This window comes from Sodalis sp. (in: enterobacteria), from assembly GCF_051710625.1.
GTDB lineage: Bacteria > Pseudomonadota > Gammaproteobacteria > Enterobacterales > Enterobacteriaceae > JBPESN01.
This window is the reverse complement of sequence record NZ_JBPESN010000024.1, coordinates 1-15,206: the sequence shown is the minus strand read 5'-3', so window position 1 is coordinate 15,206 and position 15,206 is coordinate 1. Positions and strand designations below refer to the sequence as shown.

The 15,206-nt window shown below is 55.4% G+C and carries 12 protein-coding genes and 4 pseudogenes; 9 read left to right on the top strand and 7 right to left on the bottom strand.

Features of this window, described 5'->3' with window-relative positions; all coding sequences use genetic code 11:
• Position 1: 1 nt before the first annotated feature.
• Entirely contained in the window at positions 2-142 is a 141-nt protein-coding gene (locus ACTBDU_RS08190) for a hypothetical protein (RefSeq protein WP_438806132.1), read from the bottom strand.
• Positions 143-313: 171 nt separating this feature from the next.
• Between ACTBDU_RS08190 and ACTBDU_RS08185 the strand changes: the two genes are divergently transcribed.
• Positions 314-616 (top strand): transposase, encoded by a 303-nt coding sequence (locus tag ACTBDU_RS08185; RefSeq protein ID WP_438806131.1) that lies wholly within the window; start codon positions 314-316, stop codon positions 614-616.
• Positions 562-1,314: an IS3 family transposase gene (locus tag ACTBDU_RS08180; RefSeq protein WP_438806146.1), complete on the top strand. Its 753-nt coding sequence runs from the start codon at positions 562-564 to the stop codon at positions 1,312-1,314. Before ACTBDU_RS08185 ends, ACTBDU_RS08180 begins: the two co-directional genes overlap by 55 nt.
• Before the next feature lie 267 nt (positions 1,315-1,581).
• Here the strand turns inward: ACTBDU_RS08180 and hslU are convergent, their stop codons facing one another.
• From hslU to priA, 5 genes and pseudogenes are all read right to left on the bottom strand, one after another.
• The gene (gene hslU / locus ACTBDU_RS08175) at positions 1,582-2,913 is read right to left on the bottom strand and encodes an HslU--HslV peptidase ATPase subunit (protein ID WP_438806130.1); all 1,332 of its coding nucleotides are present in this window, start codon (positions 2,911-2,913) and stop codon (positions 1,582-1,584) included.
• Positions 2,906-3,454, bottom strand: coding sequence for an ATP-dependent protease subunit HslV (gene hslV, locus ACTBDU_RS08170; protein WP_438806129.1), 549 nt, complete (start codon positions 3,452-3,454; stop codon positions 2,906-2,908). Before hslV ends, hslU begins: the two co-directional genes overlap by 8 nt.
• 87 nt (positions 3,455-3,541) lie before the next feature.
• Complete coding sequence (gene ftsN / locus ACTBDU_RS08165) at positions 3,542-4,381, bottom strand: cell division protein FtsN (protein ID WP_438806128.1); 840 nt, start codon at positions 4,379-4,381, stop codon at positions 3,542-3,544.
• 89 nt (positions 4,382-4,470) lie between these two features.
• Positions 4,471-5,451 (bottom strand): annotated as a pseudogene (locus tag ACTBDU_RS08160) (substrate-binding domain-containing protein).
• Between the two features lie 183 nt (positions 5,452-5,634).
• On the bottom strand, positions 5,635-7,830 hold the full coding sequence (gene priA, locus ACTBDU_RS08155) for a primosomal protein N' (RefSeq protein WP_438806127.1): 2,196 nt from the start codon (positions 7,828-7,830) through the stop codon (positions 5,635-5,637).
• A gap of 202 nt (positions 7,831-8,032) precedes the next feature.
• Between priA and rpmE the strand changes: the two genes are divergently transcribed.
• The 5 genes and pseudogenes from rpmE (at position 8,033) to ACTBDU_RS08130 (ending at position 9,950) form a co-directional block, all read left to right on the top strand.
• Complete coding sequence (gene rpmE / locus ACTBDU_RS08150) at positions 8,033-8,248, top strand: 50S ribosomal protein L31 (RefSeq protein WP_011411977.1); 216 nt, start codon at positions 8,033-8,035, stop codon at positions 8,246-8,248.
• 679 nt (positions 8,249-8,927) lie between these two features.
• A pseudogene (locus ACTBDU_RS08145) lies at positions 8,928-9,343 on the top strand (hypothetical protein).
• A 27-nt stretch (positions 9,344-9,370) separates the two neighbouring features.
• On the top strand, positions 9,371-9,466 hold the full coding sequence (locus ACTBDU_RS08140; protein WP_438806126.1) for a pentapeptide repeat-containing protein: 96 nt from the start codon (positions 9,371-9,373) through the stop codon (positions 9,464-9,466).
• Positions 9,444-9,671: a pentapeptide repeat-containing protein gene (locus tag ACTBDU_RS08135; RefSeq protein ID WP_438806125.1), complete on the top strand. Its 228-nt coding sequence runs from the start codon at positions 9,444-9,446 to the stop codon at positions 9,669-9,671. Before ACTBDU_RS08140 ends, ACTBDU_RS08135 begins: the two co-directional genes overlap by 23 nt.
• A 6-nt stretch (positions 9,672-9,677) precedes the next feature.
• Entirely contained in the window at positions 9,678-9,950 is a 273-nt protein-coding gene (locus ACTBDU_RS08130; protein WP_438806145.1) for a pentapeptide repeat-containing protein, read from the top strand.
• Positions 9,951-10,451: 501 nt separating this feature from the next.
• Here ACTBDU_RS08130 and metJ read toward each other — a convergent pair.
• Positions 10,452-10,769, bottom strand: coding sequence for a met regulon transcriptional regulator MetJ (metJ, locus tag ACTBDU_RS08125; protein ID WP_438806124.1), 318 nt, complete (start codon positions 10,767-10,769; stop codon positions 10,452-10,454).
• A 323-nt stretch (positions 10,770-11,092) separates the two neighbouring features.
• On the opposite strand from metJ, the pseudogene metB reads away from it, so the two are divergent.
• A pseudogene (metB, locus tag ACTBDU_RS08120) lies at positions 11,093-12,224 on the top strand (cystathionine gamma-synthase).
• 2 nt (positions 12,225-12,226) lie between these two features.
• Positions 12,227-14,666 (top strand): annotated as a pseudogene (locus tag ACTBDU_RS08115) (bifunctional aspartate kinase/homoserine dehydrogenase II).
• Positions 14,667-15,206 lie beyond the last annotated feature (540 nt).

Here is a 15,206-nt window from a genome sequence, read left to right as displayed (position 1 = left end):
ATCAGGCTTTGGGCTCGGAATGCGTAGCGCGACTCTGCGCGACGGCGACGTCATCGGCCTCTTCACCGCTCAGTTGACCGGGCAGATGGGGCACAATCAATGCGCGGTAGCCGAAGGCGCCCAGACAGCCCCCCCCGACCACAGGTGCAATCAGCGGGACCAGAAAGTACGGGATCTCCCGGCCGCCGGTATAGGCAGCTTTGCCCCAGCCGGCCAGGAAGGCAAAGGTTTTTGGGCCGAATGTAGTGGCACACTGAATTTGGCCACCTGAACAGAGGTGATATGCTCACCTCAGAACAACACGAATGCACCAATGAAAAGAAGAAATTTTATTCCTGAATTCAAACGCGAATCCGCTCAACTCATTGTCGACCAAAATTACACCGCCGCGCCAGCAGCAAAAGCCATGGACGTCGGCCTTTCTACGATGACGAAATGGGTAAAACAACTGCGTGATAAGCGACAGGGGAAAACGCCAAAAGCCTCTCCCATAACCCCGGAACAAATCGAAATACGTGAGCTCAAGAAGAAGGTGCAACGCATTGAAATGGAAAACGAAATATTAAAAAAGGCTATAGCGCTCTTGATGTCAGACTCCCTGAACAGTTCTCGTTAATCGGGAAACTCAGAGCGCATCATCCTGTGGCCACACTCTGCCACGTGTTCAGGGTTCATCGCAGCAGTTACAAAATACTGGAAAAGTCGTCCCGACAGGCCAGACGGGCAGGTGAACGGTATTGCGCAGTCAGGTTCATAAACTGCACAATATCAGCCATGGTGCAGCTGGCGCGAGAAGTTATCGCCACCATGGCAACCCAGAGAGGCTTCCGGATGGGGGGCTGGCTCGCAGGCAGGCTCATGAAAGAGCTGGGGCTGGTCAGTTGTCAGCTACCGGCTCACAAATACAAACGCGGCGGCAATGAACACGTTGAAATACCGAACCATCTCAACCGCCAGTTCGCTGTAACGGAGCCAAACCAGGTATGGTGCGGCGATGTGACGTATATCTGGGCCGGGAAACGCTGGGCATACCTTGCGGTTGTTCTTGATCTGTTCGCGAGGAAACCGCTGGGCTGGGCTATGTCGTTCTCCCCGGACAGCAGACTGACCATCAAAGCACTGGAAATTGCATGGGAAACGCGTGGTAAACCAGCCGAAGTGATGTTCCACAGCGATCAGGGTAGCCACTATGCGAGCAGGCAGTTCCGACAGTTGCTGTGGCGTCACCGGATCAAACAAAGCATGAGTCGGCGGGGTAACTGTTGGGATAACAGTCCGATCAAGCGCTTCTTCAGAAGTCTGAAAAACGAGTAGATACCGGTAACGGGCTACATAAGCTTCAGCGAAGCAGCTTATGAAATTACCGACTATATCGTGGGATATTACAGCGCACTCAGGCCGCATAAATATAACGGTGGGTTGCCACCAAACGAATCAGAAAATAGATACTGGAAAAACGCTAACGCGGTGGCCAGTTTTAGTTGAGCACTACAGTATGCACTCTTCTCTACGGTGGGGGTCGCGCCGAAAAAAACGGAGGCCCGAGCCTCCCGTTGCGGATGTCGATTACCCTAAAATGCGTTACAGGATAAAGCGGCTCAAATCTTCATCAGATACTAACTCATCCAGGTGGCCGCGAACATAATCCGCATCAATAGAAATAGTTTTACCGTTCCACTCGCTGGCGTCATAGGAAATATCTTCTATTAAACGCTCCAGAACGGTATGTAGACGACGGGCGCCGATATTCTCAGTGTGCTCGTTCACCTGCCAGGCCGCTTCGGCGATCCGCTTGATGCCATCCTCGCTGAAGGTGATGCTCACTCCTTCGGTCGCCATCAGCGCGATATATTGGGTGGTGAGCGAGGCGCTCGGTTCGGTCAGGATGCGCTCAAAATCCTCGGTAGTCAGGGCTTCAAGCTCGACGCGGATCGGCAGACGGCCCTGTAGTTCGGGAATCAAATCCGACGGGCTGGAAACCTGGAACGCGCCGGAGGCGATAAACAGGATATGGTCCGTTTTCACCATGCCGTGCTTGGTTGAGACCGTACAGCCTTCTACCAGCGGCAGCAGGTCCCGCTGCACCCCTTCCCGGGAAATGTCCGGTCCGGATACTTCGCCCCGTTTGCAGATTTTATCGATTTCATCGATAAATACGATGCCGTGCTGCTCTACCGCTTCGATCGCCTTCTCTTTCAGTTCTTCGGGATTCACCAGCTTGGCAGCCTCTTCCTCCACCAGCAGCTTCATGGCCTCTTTGATCTTTATCTTGCGCGGCTTCTGTTTCTGGCCGGCCAGATTTTTGAACATCAATTGCAGCTGATTGGTCATCTCCTCCATGCCGGGAGGCGCCATGATTTCAACGCCCATCGGCGCCAAGGCGAGATTGATTTCAATTTTATTCTCATCCAGCTGGCCTTCGCGCAGCTTTTTACGGAAATTCTGGCGCGCGCTGGAGGGCTCGCCGCTCTCCTCCGGTTGGCCCCAGTTATTCTTAGCCGGTGGGATCAGGACGTCCAGCACCCGCTCTTCCGCCAGCTCTTCGGCGCGAAAACGATTTTGTTCAATGGATTGCAGACGCACCATTTTGACGGCCGCATCGGTCAAGTCGCGGATGATGGAATCCACTTCTTTACCCATATAGCCGACTTCGGTGAATTTGGTGGCCTCGACTTTGATGAACGGGGCGTTGGCTAGTTTTGCCAGGCGACGGGCGATTTCCGTCTTACCGACGCCGGTGGGGCCAATCATGAGAATATTTTTCGGCGTCACTTCATGGCGCAGCGCTTCGTCCAGTTGCATGCGACGCCAACGGTTACGCAACGCGATAGCCACGGCCCGCTTGGCGTTGTGCTGGCCGACGATATAGCCATCGAGTTCACTGACGATTTCCCGTGGGGTCATTTCAGACATTTTCAGGATCCTTCGCTTTGGACGTTAATTCTTCAATAGTGTAAAACTGGTTGGTGTAAATACAGATATCACCAGCAATTCCCAACGCTTTTTCGACGATCTCGCGGGCGCCCAGTTCGGTGTTTTCCAACAGCGCGCGCGAAGCCGACTGGGCATAAGGGCCGCCGGAGCCAATAGCGATAAGGTCATTTTCCGGCTGAATGACGTCACCATTGCCGGTGATAATGAGCGAGGCTGATTCATTGGCGACCGCCAGCAGGGCTTCCAGACGGCGCAGCATGCGGTCGGTACGCCAGTCTTTGGCTAATTCAACCGCGGCTTTGACCAGATGGCCCTGATGGACTTCCAATTTACGTTCAAACAGTTCAAACAGGGTAAAGGCATCCGCGGTGCCACCGGCGAAGCCCGCGATAACTTTGTCATTATATAGGCGGCGAACTTTGCGCACGTTACCTTTCATGACGGTATTACACAGAGTAGCCTGTCCGTCACCACCGATGACGACATGCCCTTTGCGGCGTACGCTTACGATTGTTGTCACGAGCAACCCCTTGGAATGGAAATGGTGAGCGCCTCGTAAAGAATACGAGGCGAGGATAACTATTAAATGGGGTGGGATTCGGGGTTTTCAACCCCCGGCGGCAACGGGGATGCAATTTGATACCCCGGTAGCGCGCACGCTTTGCAGGATCTTATCGGCGCCGGCGCGGCTGGAATAGGGACCCAGCAGGACGCGATTCCAGCCGCCGCCGGTGGTGATGCGGCTTTCAATACCGGCGAATGCCAGCTGTGCCCGGACCGACTCCGCCTGGTCCATCGCCTTGAACGGGCCGCACTGAACCAGCCAGCGCTGCGGTTTCTCTTTCGGCGTCTCTTTCACCGCGCCCGCCTCGGCACTCTTCTGCACCGGTTGAATCGGTGCCGGCGCGACCGTGGTCGGTGCCGCCTGGCGCGGGGCCTGCACGGGTTGCTGACTGAAAGGATTGCGCGGCGCTTGCGTCGTCGGACGCGTTTGCGCCGCACCGGCCGTTTTACTTTGATCGTTGTAGGGGACTTCGTTCAGATGCGTAGGCTCCCGGCGCATATCCGCCTGCATCTGCTCCAGCAACTGGCGCTGTTCATTAGTTAACTGCGCCGGAGAGTTCACCTCGCCGCCCGCGGTGGGCTCGGTTGGCGACTGTACGCCAATCTGACAATTTTCCAGCTCTTTGATATAGCGCCAGCGTTCCTCCGGCTTAGGCGGTAGCCCGTTGCCGGCGTTCTTGCCGCGGTTAGGCACAATCACCGCATCTTCCGATTTGTTGTGCGCGATGAAATAGAGACCGCCAATAAATGTAATCAATACGGCCGCCGCCAGTGCGATCATCGTTTTGGACGTGCCGGAGGAGGAAGGTTTCTTTTTACGGTTGGTCGTTTTGCGCCGCGTGCCCGAGGACTTGGCACGGCCTACATAGTCTCTTTGTGCCACTATCGTTTCGCTAAATTTGAGATAATCATCAGGCCGTCATGTTACTGAAGGCAATAATATTTGACCAGTGTCAGCATTCCGAAAGCGCATTAGTGATGCGTCTGCGGCAGGGCGCTGGTGCCGCGTATGATTAATTCACTGTCGAGCATTATTGATGCTGCCCCTGCGGCATGTTGCCTGAGTTAGCGCAAGAGTAACAGCACTGCTTCGCGGCCAATACGATAACAGGGTGGCGCCACCGTCGTCAGCGGCGGACAGCAGTAGGACGTCGCCGCCAGATTGCCAAACCCGGTCAGGGAAAGTTCTTCGGGTACCCTGAGGCCTGGCTGCTTCGCCAGCGCTAATGCACCCAGCGCTATCATATCGCTATGGCAAAAAATAGCGGTAGGCGGCTGTAGTTGTGAAATCAACATGTTAAGTCCCGCTTTGCCGGTCTGGCACGTCAGCGGGCCCAGGAGGATGCTCTATTCTCGCGGCATTATGCCGTGGCGCTGCAGCGCCTGCCAATACCCCTCCAGGCGCAGCCGGCACGCGGGCAACTGCGCTGAACCGCTGATACAGCGGTGCCCAAGCCGGTGAAGATAATCCACTGCCCCCCAGGCTGCGGTCAGATTATCAGTATGCACCGTTGGCAGCGCCTGCGCCGGCACGTATTTATTCACCATGAGCATCGGCGGCAAAGGGGATGGCACATCGCCATTCAGGCAAAACGGCACATCAGCGCCAAGCAGCAACATACCATCAATCGCTCTGCCGCAGATCACGTCGCTTAGGTTTTTTTTCTGCGCCGGCGCAGGGCGATAAGGGAGCAGCAGCAGCCAATAACCCTGGGCGGCGGCTGCCGTGCAGCACCTCGCTAAGATGCGAGTCGCCGCTATCAGGCTAATGCCAGAAGCGTGGCGCTTTCGTGGCTTTTTATCAGCCGGCCAGAATAGAGCAACGCATAGCCAATGTTAAACGCCGCCCGCCGCACCCGCTGCAGCGTCGCCGACGACACCTTATTCCGGCCGCATGAGCGCCCGCGAGACGGTCGCGGTGGGAACGCCCGCCTGCTGCGCCACATCCCTCATTGTTGAGGGGCAAGCACGGCTTCTTTTTGGTTCCACGCATCACTCCTGAGGGCCTCCCTGTCCCTGTTCATACTTGACGGCACCCCTCCTTTGTATCAGATCCCGCGTTGGCGAGAAGAGGCCAGGAGTCTGCCGAAATTCTTTTTTACGTCATTGCCGAAGCGGGATCGCAAAAACGTGCCCTCAGTTATCGAGCGGGTCTACGTCCAAAGACCATTTCACTTTGCGCGCCTGGGGCAGGGTGCTTACCAGCGGTAAACTGGCGGCGACCAGGCGCTGTAGCTGTGGACGCGAAGGGTGGGACAGCAGCAATTGCCAGCGGAAACGTCCGCCGCGCTTGGGCGCCAGCGCGGGGATCGGTCCCATCAGCCATAAGGCATTGTCACGCAGCAAGCTGGCGTCCAGCAGTTGACGTAATTGATCGAGAAACAGCCCCGCCTGGCGATTGTCGTGATCGTCCGCGCGAAACAGGATATGACTGGTAAAGGGCGGCAACCCCGCCTGGCGACGTTCCTCCAGGGTCTGCTGAGCAAAATCCATATAACCGCGATGCAGTAACGTTTGCAGCAGGGGATGCTCTGGATGGTGAGTCTGTAACAAAACCTCTCCCTGCTTGCCGGCGCGGCCGGCGCGGCCGGCAACTTGCGTATACAACTGGGCGAAACGTTCGGCGGCGCGAAAATCACCGGAAAATAGTGCGCCGTCCACGTCCAGTAACGACACCAGCGTGACATCCGGGAAATGGTGACCTTTGGCCAGCATCTGAGTGCCGATCAAAATGCGCGCGCCGCCGCGCTGTACCTGATCCAGGTAATCTTCCAGCGCGCCTTTACGCACCGTAGTGTCGCGATCGATGCGCGTCACCGGCACGCCTGGAAACAAGGGCGTCAACGCCGCCTCCAATTGCTCGGTGCCTAACCCGACCGCGACCAGCTGGGTAGAACCGCACTGCGGGCATTGATACGGCAGCGGGCGTTGGCTGTCGCAGTGGTGGCAGCGCAACTGACGCTGATGTTGATGCAGCGTGTAATAGTGATCGCAGCGTTGGCATTCGGCGATCCAGCCGCATTCGTGGCACAACAACGCCGGCGCGAAGCCGCGCCGGTTCAGAAACAGCATGACCTGATTGCCAGCCTGTAAATGCGCACGCATTTTATCTAGCAGCGGCGCCGAGAGGCCGTGGGTCAGCGCAAGCCCCTTCATATCCAGCAATTGCTGGCCTGCGGGTCGGGCGCTGCAGGGGCGTTTGCCCAACGTAAGCTGGCGGTATTTTTTCTGCTGCACATTATAAAGAGTTTCAAGAGCGGGGGTGGCGGTGCCAAGCACAATCGGTATCTTTTCTTCCCGCGCGCGAAAAACCGCCAGATCGCGCGCGTGATAACGCCACCTTTCATGCTGCTTATAGGAACTATCATGTTCCTCGTCGATGACGATAATTCCCAGCCGGGCGAAGGGGGTGAACAGCGCCGAACGGGTGCCGATGACGATAGCGCATTCACCGCGCCGCGCTTTCAGCCAAGCCGCCAGCCGTTCACTGTCGTTTAGCCCCGAGTGCAGAACCTTAACCGGCGCATTGAAACGCTCGCGAAAGCGAGCAATGGTTTGCGGCGTCAGGCCGATTTCCGGCACCAGCACCAGCGCCTGTTGGCCTTTGGCGAGAATATTTTCCAGCACCGTTAGATACACTTCGGTTTTGCCGGAGCCGGTCACGCCGGCCAGCAACCAGGCGGCAAACCGGTCATCCTCGCTGCGGATAGCGCCGACGGCGGTGGCCTGTTCGGTATTCAGCCGCAGCCGTTCGCCGTTAACCCGGAACCCGGGTCGCCAGTCGTGCGTGTCCACCGCCTGGGGCCGCAAATCGCATAACCCTTTGGCGCGTAGCGCCTGCAGCGTCGTGTCGGACAGCTGTAGCTCGCTCACCTGATGGCGATACACCGCCCCCCGCAGCAGCGCCGCCAGCGCCTGTTGCTGTTTGGGTGCCCGCTTCAAATTGTCGGGGAGCGTGCTGCGCCCCTGTTCCGTAGCGAACCACTGCCACAGCGGCGCCATCGTCGCAGGTTTGCCCTGGCGCAGCAGAACGGGTAAGGCGTGGAACAGCACTTCGCCGGCGGGATAATGGTAATAGCCGATGGCCCAGTTCAGGATGCGCCACAGGCTGTCCGGAAACAGTGACTGACTGTCGAGGACGTCGCTGATGGGCTTTAACTTGTCCAGGGCCACCTCGCTGTGATCGCGTACGGCAGTAACGATGCCAATGGCCTGACGTTGACCAAACGGAACCCGGACCCGCCCCCCGATCGCCGGCGCCGCGTCAGCGGGCAAAAGATAATCAAATATCCGAGCCAGCGGCACCGGTAATGCGACGTTTACAACGGACATGCATCCATCCTGGGTGGCAAAAAAGTGCTGCTAGTGTACACTGTGTCGTCTTTGATGTGCGGATTCTGTTTGCAAAGATTGACGGCATTCTGTATGATTCGTCGCCTTCGATGTTATCCGGCATTAAAGTGATAAACTCCATTCGCGTGGTGTCTAGCTAAAGTAGACTGGATAGCGACGCGGCCTTAGGAAGAGGTTTTCCATGCAAAAAGATATTCATCCGAATTACCAAGAAATTACTGCTACCTGTTCTTGCGGTAATGTTATCAAGACCCGCTCCACCGTGGGCCATGACCTGAATCTGGACGTTTGCGGCGCTTGCCATCCGTTCTACACCGGTAAACAACGTGTGGTTGATACTGGCGGTCGTGTTGATCGCTTCAATAAGCGTTTCAGTATTCCAGTTGGCAAGAAATAATTGCCCTGCTGGTAAAGAGAAAAGGCGCCGTTGGCGCTTTTTTACCAAGTCACTTGTCGAAAAAGATTTCCTGAGTCTTACCCGCAGCGGGTTCACGCTTTCCGTCTCACTGTGCTTAGCATGGCATTTCAGGTCACCGCCGTTTTAGGGTTATTGCCCCGGCAATAACTTTTTTCCGGGTTTCATTTCATTACCTCTCCTACAGTTTAATCATCATTAATACCAGCGTCTTATTTATGGCTATTATTGATTAATAATGTACCCTATTTGAGCATAGTCAGGAGTTAATCCATTAATAAGCGTGCGCGAAACGGTCATGCCTCGAATAAGATATTCACCTTATTACCGCCGTCTGCAAAAAATACTACAATAACATGCACGCATTACTTGCGAAGGACGTCGCTGAATTTATATTTCAATAGAAAAAGAATATATCGAGAACACGTCATGTTAACTTGCGTTGTGTTCTTGCGTGAATGAAATAACGGCAGCAATGCTAGGCCAAGGCCTAAATAATCTCTTTGTAGAGGAATAGATTTGATTAAACTACTCAACCCTTAATAGACGGCAATGACGCCACTTTAGGCGCAGGCTATATGCCTGAAAATAGTTTTTACTTTCCTACATCGCTTACGCGTTGTTTAACCAGCATGCATTCATTTATCCTAAAGAGGAGAGTATGGTTACAGCTAATACCTCCATCAACGCTACCTTGAAATTTGCTTGCACCGCGGGCACCGGCTCATCTCACGCCATGAAAAATGCTACGTCGCCGACAGGTATTCTCCAGCATTTATTAGATATTTTGACATTTGGCGGTATCCGGCGAGAAAAGAAAAATTTATACACGGTAGTGATGGATAAAATGGTCGAAGCCCTCAAGGGAACAGATATTACCGAGCTGAGGGATATCATTTTGCATGATGTCAGTGGCTATCAAGTATCGTTCAAACTTCCATCCATAATCAACGATGAAAAAAAGTTACGGTGAAAGTTGGGGCAGGTAGCCATGCTGTCAGTCATAAAATTGATCTCAAGACATACCACGATGTTTGCCGAAGATTAATGCTTAGAAACGAATTTCACCTTTCTTAAGACCCCGTTATTTTAGAACAAGGTAAATTGAACCTGGTCGGAGCCAATCTGGCCGGTTTTGATCTGTCGGGGGCTGATTTGACCGATACGAGTCTTTTCCGTGCCAATATTGACCGATGCTAACCTGGAAGACGCCACCTTGGCCGGCGTTAATTTGGTGCGGGCTGATCTCAGCGGTGCTGATCGGACCGGCGCTGATCTCACCCGGGCTGACCTGACAAAAACCGATCTGGCCAACGCTACGCTGATTAACGCTGAGCTGAAGGATACTCTCTTAATCGACGCTAAACTGGTCCGTGCTAATCTGACGGAAGCGCATTTATTGTGAACGCGTCTGAATGGTGCTGATTTGTCCAATGCTATTTTTATCAAAGCGGATATCTCCGAAGCCAACCTGATCGATGCAGAGATGATTAGCGCTAATCTGGCGGAGGTAAATTTGTCTAGGGCGCGGCTAAACGGCGCTTACTTAACCAAAGCCAATATGACCTTTGCTAACCTGGCTGAGGCGGATCTTGCCCAAGCCGAGCTGGTTGATGCCGATCTGAGCTTCGTTAACTTGGTTGGTAGCAATCTAAATGGCGCTAATCGGTCGGCAGCAATCTGAAGGGTGCTGAAGGGTTGTCTTCAATCTGAAGAACGTTGATTTGGCGGCGTCAATCTGTTCTTTTCCGACCTGTTTCATGTCTATCTGATTAGGCGTGGCATCCCGATAGTCAAGCTGCCGGGCGCTATTATGTCCTCAGGTTTTGTGGCTTGACGCGATAACAACAATGAAATCAGGGATCTCAACAATACCCGTTGAGATCCTGTTTACCGCAACCCCCCAAGCAGCATCAGCCCACTCCCCTAAGCGCCCGAGACCGTCAATCATGCGAGGCGTGGGCATTAGCCAATGCACAGCAATCGACATGATGCAGGTTTAGCCATTATGACGGCACAGATTTGGCACACGCGGGTTAACATGACCCTGTGACAGGTCAACACCGAGTAACAAACAGTACCCGCGGCGTGCGGAGAGTAAACGACCTCAGAGATGTCGTATTTTGCCGGATAACGAGCGACGGCGGTTCTGTGTGCCACTACGTCGCGGTTGGGTGGCGTGGTGTTAATATTCCCACGTATCGGGATCGATCCCCATTTCACGCATCATATCCTTCGCCACTTCCGGGATTTCATCGTTACGCTCTTTGCGCAGATCGTGATCGTCCGGCAGCGGTTGGCCAGTGAAGGCGTGCAAAAACGCTTCACACAGCAGCTCGCTGTTGGTGGCATGGCGCAGATTATTCACCTGGCGCCGGGTTCTTTCGTCGGTCAGAATTTTGAGAACCTTCAGCGGAATGGATACCGTAATCTTTTTGACCTGTACGTTTTTTTTACCATGTTCAGCATAAGGGCTGACATACTCACCTTTCCATTCCGCCATGGGATACCTTAATGTCTCAACGAATGAATATAAATTGCAGAAAGTTCGCTAATTATGCCGTATATGCGGGAAAAGCTCTACTTAATGCCGGCTAAATTTGCTGTTTATCACCATTTCCTATCGTTTCGGCCTCGACCTCGCCGTTCGCCTGCGCTACAACATTTGGACTGGTTTTAACAGTTTAAACCAGCATAATTTTAGCGGTTATTGTTGCTGTGCTCAATCTATACGCAAAGAAGTTTAGATGTCCAGATGTATTAACGTCTATCTTTGCGCGGTTTATTTTTTCACCTCACTTTTAGCATTAGTCAGGATGCGACACCATGACGCGCAAGCAGGCCACCATCGCAGTTCGCAGCGGGTTGAATAACGACGAGCAATTCGGTTGTGTCGTTCCGTCGATTACCCTCTCAAGTACCTATAACTTTACCGAGTTCAACCAGCCGCGCGTCCACTACTACTCCCGACGTGGTAATCCGACGCGCGACGTCGTGCAGCGTGCCCCGGCGGAACTGGAGGGCGGTGCGGGCGCTGTGATGACCAGCAGCGGAATGTCGGCTATTCATCTGGTATGTATGGTTTTTCTCAAACCCGGCGATTTGCTGGTGGCGCCGCATGATTGTTATGGCGGCAGCCTATCGGCTGTTCGACAGTCTGAGCAAACGCGGCGCCTATCGGGTGAAGTTCGTGGATCAGGCAAACCCGCAAACGCTGGCTCAGGCGCTGGCCGCCAAACCGAAGTTGGTGCTGATTGAAACCCCGAGCAACCCACTCTTGCGGGTGGTGGATATCGCCGCCATCGTGCGTGGTGGACGACACCTTTGTGAGTCCGGCGCTGCAGCAGGCGCTGGCGCTGGGCGCCAATCTGCTCGTGCACTCCTGCACCAAATATCTTAACGGGCATTCCGATGTGGTCGCGGGGGCGGTGATTGCCCGCGAGGCGGATGTGGCCATCGAACCCGCGTGGTGGGGCAACAATATTGGCGTGACCGGCAGCGCGTTCGACAGCTATCTGCTGCTGTGCGGAATACGGACCTTCACGCCGCGTATACAGCAACAGCAGAGTAATCCCCAAGCTATTGTCGCGTATTTACAGCAACATCCGCAGGTGAAAAAGTTGTATTATCCTGACCTGCCGGAGAATCCGGGGCACGAAATTGCCTGTCGTCAGCAAAGCGGCTTTGGCGCGATGCTCAGTTTTGAACTGGACGGCGACGAAACCACGCTGCGCTAATTCCTGGCCGCGTTGACACTATTTAGGCCGGCTGAATCGCTGGGTGGCGTGGAAAGTCTTATTCCCACGCCGCGACCATGACGCACGCGGGAATGGAGGCGGTAGCCCGCGCCCGTGCCGGTATCGGTGAAATGCTGCTGCGCCTGTCGGTCGGGATTGAAGATAGCCAAGATTTAATTGCCGATCTGGAACAGGCTTTCCAGGCGGCACTACAGAGGTAAGCATGAGTCCATTAGTAAGCGCGGACAGCCCGCCCGGCCGTCAATTGCATAAATTTGGCGGTAGTAGCCTTGCCGACGTGAAATGCTACCAGCGGGTGGCGGGGATTATGGGCGAGTACAGCCGGCCCGGCGATCTGATGGTGGTTTCCGCGGCGGGCAGCACGACCAACCAGCTGATAAGCTGGCTGACGCTGAGCCAAAGCGATCGCCTGTCCGCCCACCAGGTGCAGCAGAATTTACGCCGCTATCAAAGCGAACTGATTAGCGGTTTGCTGTCTCCCGCAGACGCTGAAGGGTTGCTTAGCGCGTTCATTCGCGACCTGGAGTGGCTGGCGGCATTGCTGGATGGTCCCATAACCGACGCGGTGTACGCCGAGGTGGTCGGCTATGGTGAAATCTGGTCGGCGCGGCTGATGGCCGCGCTGCTCAGCCAGCGGGATATGGAAGCGCAGTGGCTGGACGCACGAGATTTTCTGCGCGCCGAACGCGCCGCTCAACCCCAGGTCGATGAGGGCCGTTCCTGGCCGCTGTTGCAGCAATTGTTGACGCAACATCCTTCCAGGCGGCTGGTGGTCACGGGCTTTATTTGCCGCAACCAGGCCGGGGAGACGGTGTTGCTCGGCCGTAACGGCAGCGATTATTCCGCCACCCAGATTGGCGCGCTGGCAAGCGTAGCCCGTGTCACTATCTGGAGCGATGTGGCCGGCGTTTACAGCGCCGATCCGCGCAAGGTGAAAGATGCCTGTCTGTTGTCACTGCTGCGTCTGGATGAAGCCAGCGAACTCGCGCGGCTGGCAGCGCCGGTCCTGCACGCCCGTACACTGCAGCCGGTTTCCGGTAGCGATATTGATTTGCTTTTGCGCTGCAGCTATCAGCCGGAGCAGGGTTCGACGCGCATTAAGCGGGTATTGGCCTCTGGTACCGGCGCCAAGATTGTCACCAGCCATGATGACGTCTGCCTGATCGAGCTGAGAATCCCGTCGCAGCACGACTTCGCGTTGGCTCACAAAGAGATGGAGCTGGCGTTGAAACGTGCGCAGATCAAACCGCTGGCGGTGGGGGTCCATCGCGACCGGCGTTTGCTGCAGCTGTGCTACACCTCCGAGGTCGCCGGCAGCGCGTTGCGTATTCTTGAACAGGCCGATCTGCCGGCGCATCTGCAACTGCGCGAAGGCGTGGCGCTGGTCGCGCTGGTGGGCGCCGGCGTGGCGAAAAACCCGCTGCACAGCCACCGTTTTTATCAGCAGCTTAAATATCAACCCATTGAATTTTTCTGGCAGGCAGAGGACGGCATCAGTCTGGTGGCGGTGCTGCGCGTAGGGCCTACCGAGCATGTCATTCAGGGGCTGCACACCTCGCTGTTCCGCGCCGAAAAACGTATCGGCCTGATGCTGTTCGGCAAGGGCAATATCGGTTCGCGCTGGCTGGAGCTTTTTGCCCACGAGCAAAAAAATCTCTCGGCGCGTACCGGTTTTGAATTCGTTCTCAGCGGCGTGGTAGACAGCCAGCGCAGCGTGCTGAGTTACGACGGGCTTGACGCCAGCCGAGCGCTGGCCTTTTTCAATGATGAGGCGACGCTCACGGAGCCGGAAGATCTGTTTTTGTGGATGCGCTCCCATCCTTATGACGATCTGGTAGTGCTGGATGTGACCGTCAGCGAAGCCGTGGCGGATCTGTATCTGGATTTTGCCAGCTACGGTTTTCACGTCATCAGCACCAACAAGCTGGCGGGCGCGTCTGACGGTGATAACTACCGCCAGGTGCGTGATGCCTTCGCCAAGACCGGCCGCCACTGGCTTTACAACGCGACGGTGGGCGCCGGACTGCCGGTGAACTATACGGCGCGGGATTTGCTGGACAGCGGTGATAGCATTCTCTCTATTAGCGGTATCTTTTCGGGGACCTTGTCGTGGCTGTTTTTACAGTTTGACGGCAGCGTGCCCTTCACCGAACTGGTGGAACAGGCTTGGCAGCAGGGCCTGACCGAGCCGGACCCGCGCGTCGATCTTTCCGGCCAGGATGTCATGCGTAAGCTGGTGATTCTGGCTCGCGAGGCGGGGTACGCCATCGAACCCAATCAGGTCTGGGTCGAATCGCTGGTGGCGCCCGGGCATGAAGTGGGGTCAGTGGATCACTTCTTTGAAGAAGGCGGCGAGGCGCTGAACGAACACATGCTACAGCGTTTGGAGGCGGCGCAGGAGATGGGGCTGGTGCTGCGCTATATCGCCCGTTTCGAGGCTAACGGCAAGGCACGGGTGGGGGTGGAGGCGGTACGGCGGGAGCACCCGATGGCCTCGTTGCTGCCCTGCGATAACGTATTCGCTATCGAGAGTCGCTGGTACCGCGATAATCCGCTGGTCATTCGCGGCCCTGGCGCCGGGACGGGATGTCACCGCCGGGGCTATCCAGTCGGATCTTAACCGTCTGGCGCAATTGCTCTGAGCGGGCAGCGCGAGGATGTCCGGCGCCGCGGTCGACATGCCAGATGGCGATAGCGTTCCACGTTGCGCCCCAGGGGGCCCATTCCGGTAGTGAATAATCGGCTTCTTCTCGCCGCGTCGTGCGCCAATGCATTGCGGGAATGCCCGTCTTCTTTATTTAAAAGAAACCGTCCAAGGCTTTTTCCCCGCGCTATGTGCGAGATCTTCTTACCTCCCAGGTTGTAACCGTTTCAGACTCACTTGGCAAAATTGAAAATTATTTACGCTCCTTGAATATTACTCGCCTCCGGCAACAATGAATTGATTGACAAAACTCGTAAATTCAGTCATTTTCTATTTAGACATCTAAACGTATAGACGCTTATCTGTGGCGGGCATAACGCCCCTCCTACACTGTGTCATGAGGTAACGGTATGTAGTGGTCAACTAAAACTGGCCACCGCGTTAGCCTTTTTCCAGTATCTATTTTCTGATTTGTTTGGTGGCAACCCACCGTTATATTCATGCGGCCTGAGTGCGCTGTAATATCCCACGATATAGT

What these genes read in the sequence shown, in the direction of transcription:
- ACTBDU_RS08185 (WP_438806131.1), top strand. Translation starts at nt 314, where the DNA reads ATGAAAAGAAGAAATTTTATTCCTGAATTCAAACGCGAATCCGCTCAA.
- hslU (WP_438806130.1), bottom strand. Translation starts at nt 2,913, where the DNA reads ATGTCTGAAATGACCCCACGGGAAATCGTCAGTGAACTCGATGGCTAT.
- priA (WP_438806127.1), bottom strand. Translation starts at nt 7,830, where the DNA reads ATGTCCGTTGTAAACGTCGCATTACCGGTGCCGCTGGCTCGGATATTT.
- rpmE (WP_011411977.1), top strand. Translation starts at nt 8,033, where the DNA reads ATGCAAAAAGATATTCATCCGAATTACCAAGAAATTACTGCTACCTGT.
- metJ (WP_438806124.1), bottom strand. Translation starts at nt 10,769, where the DNA reads ATGGCGGAATGGAAAGGTGAGTATGTCAGCCCTTATGCTGAACATGGT.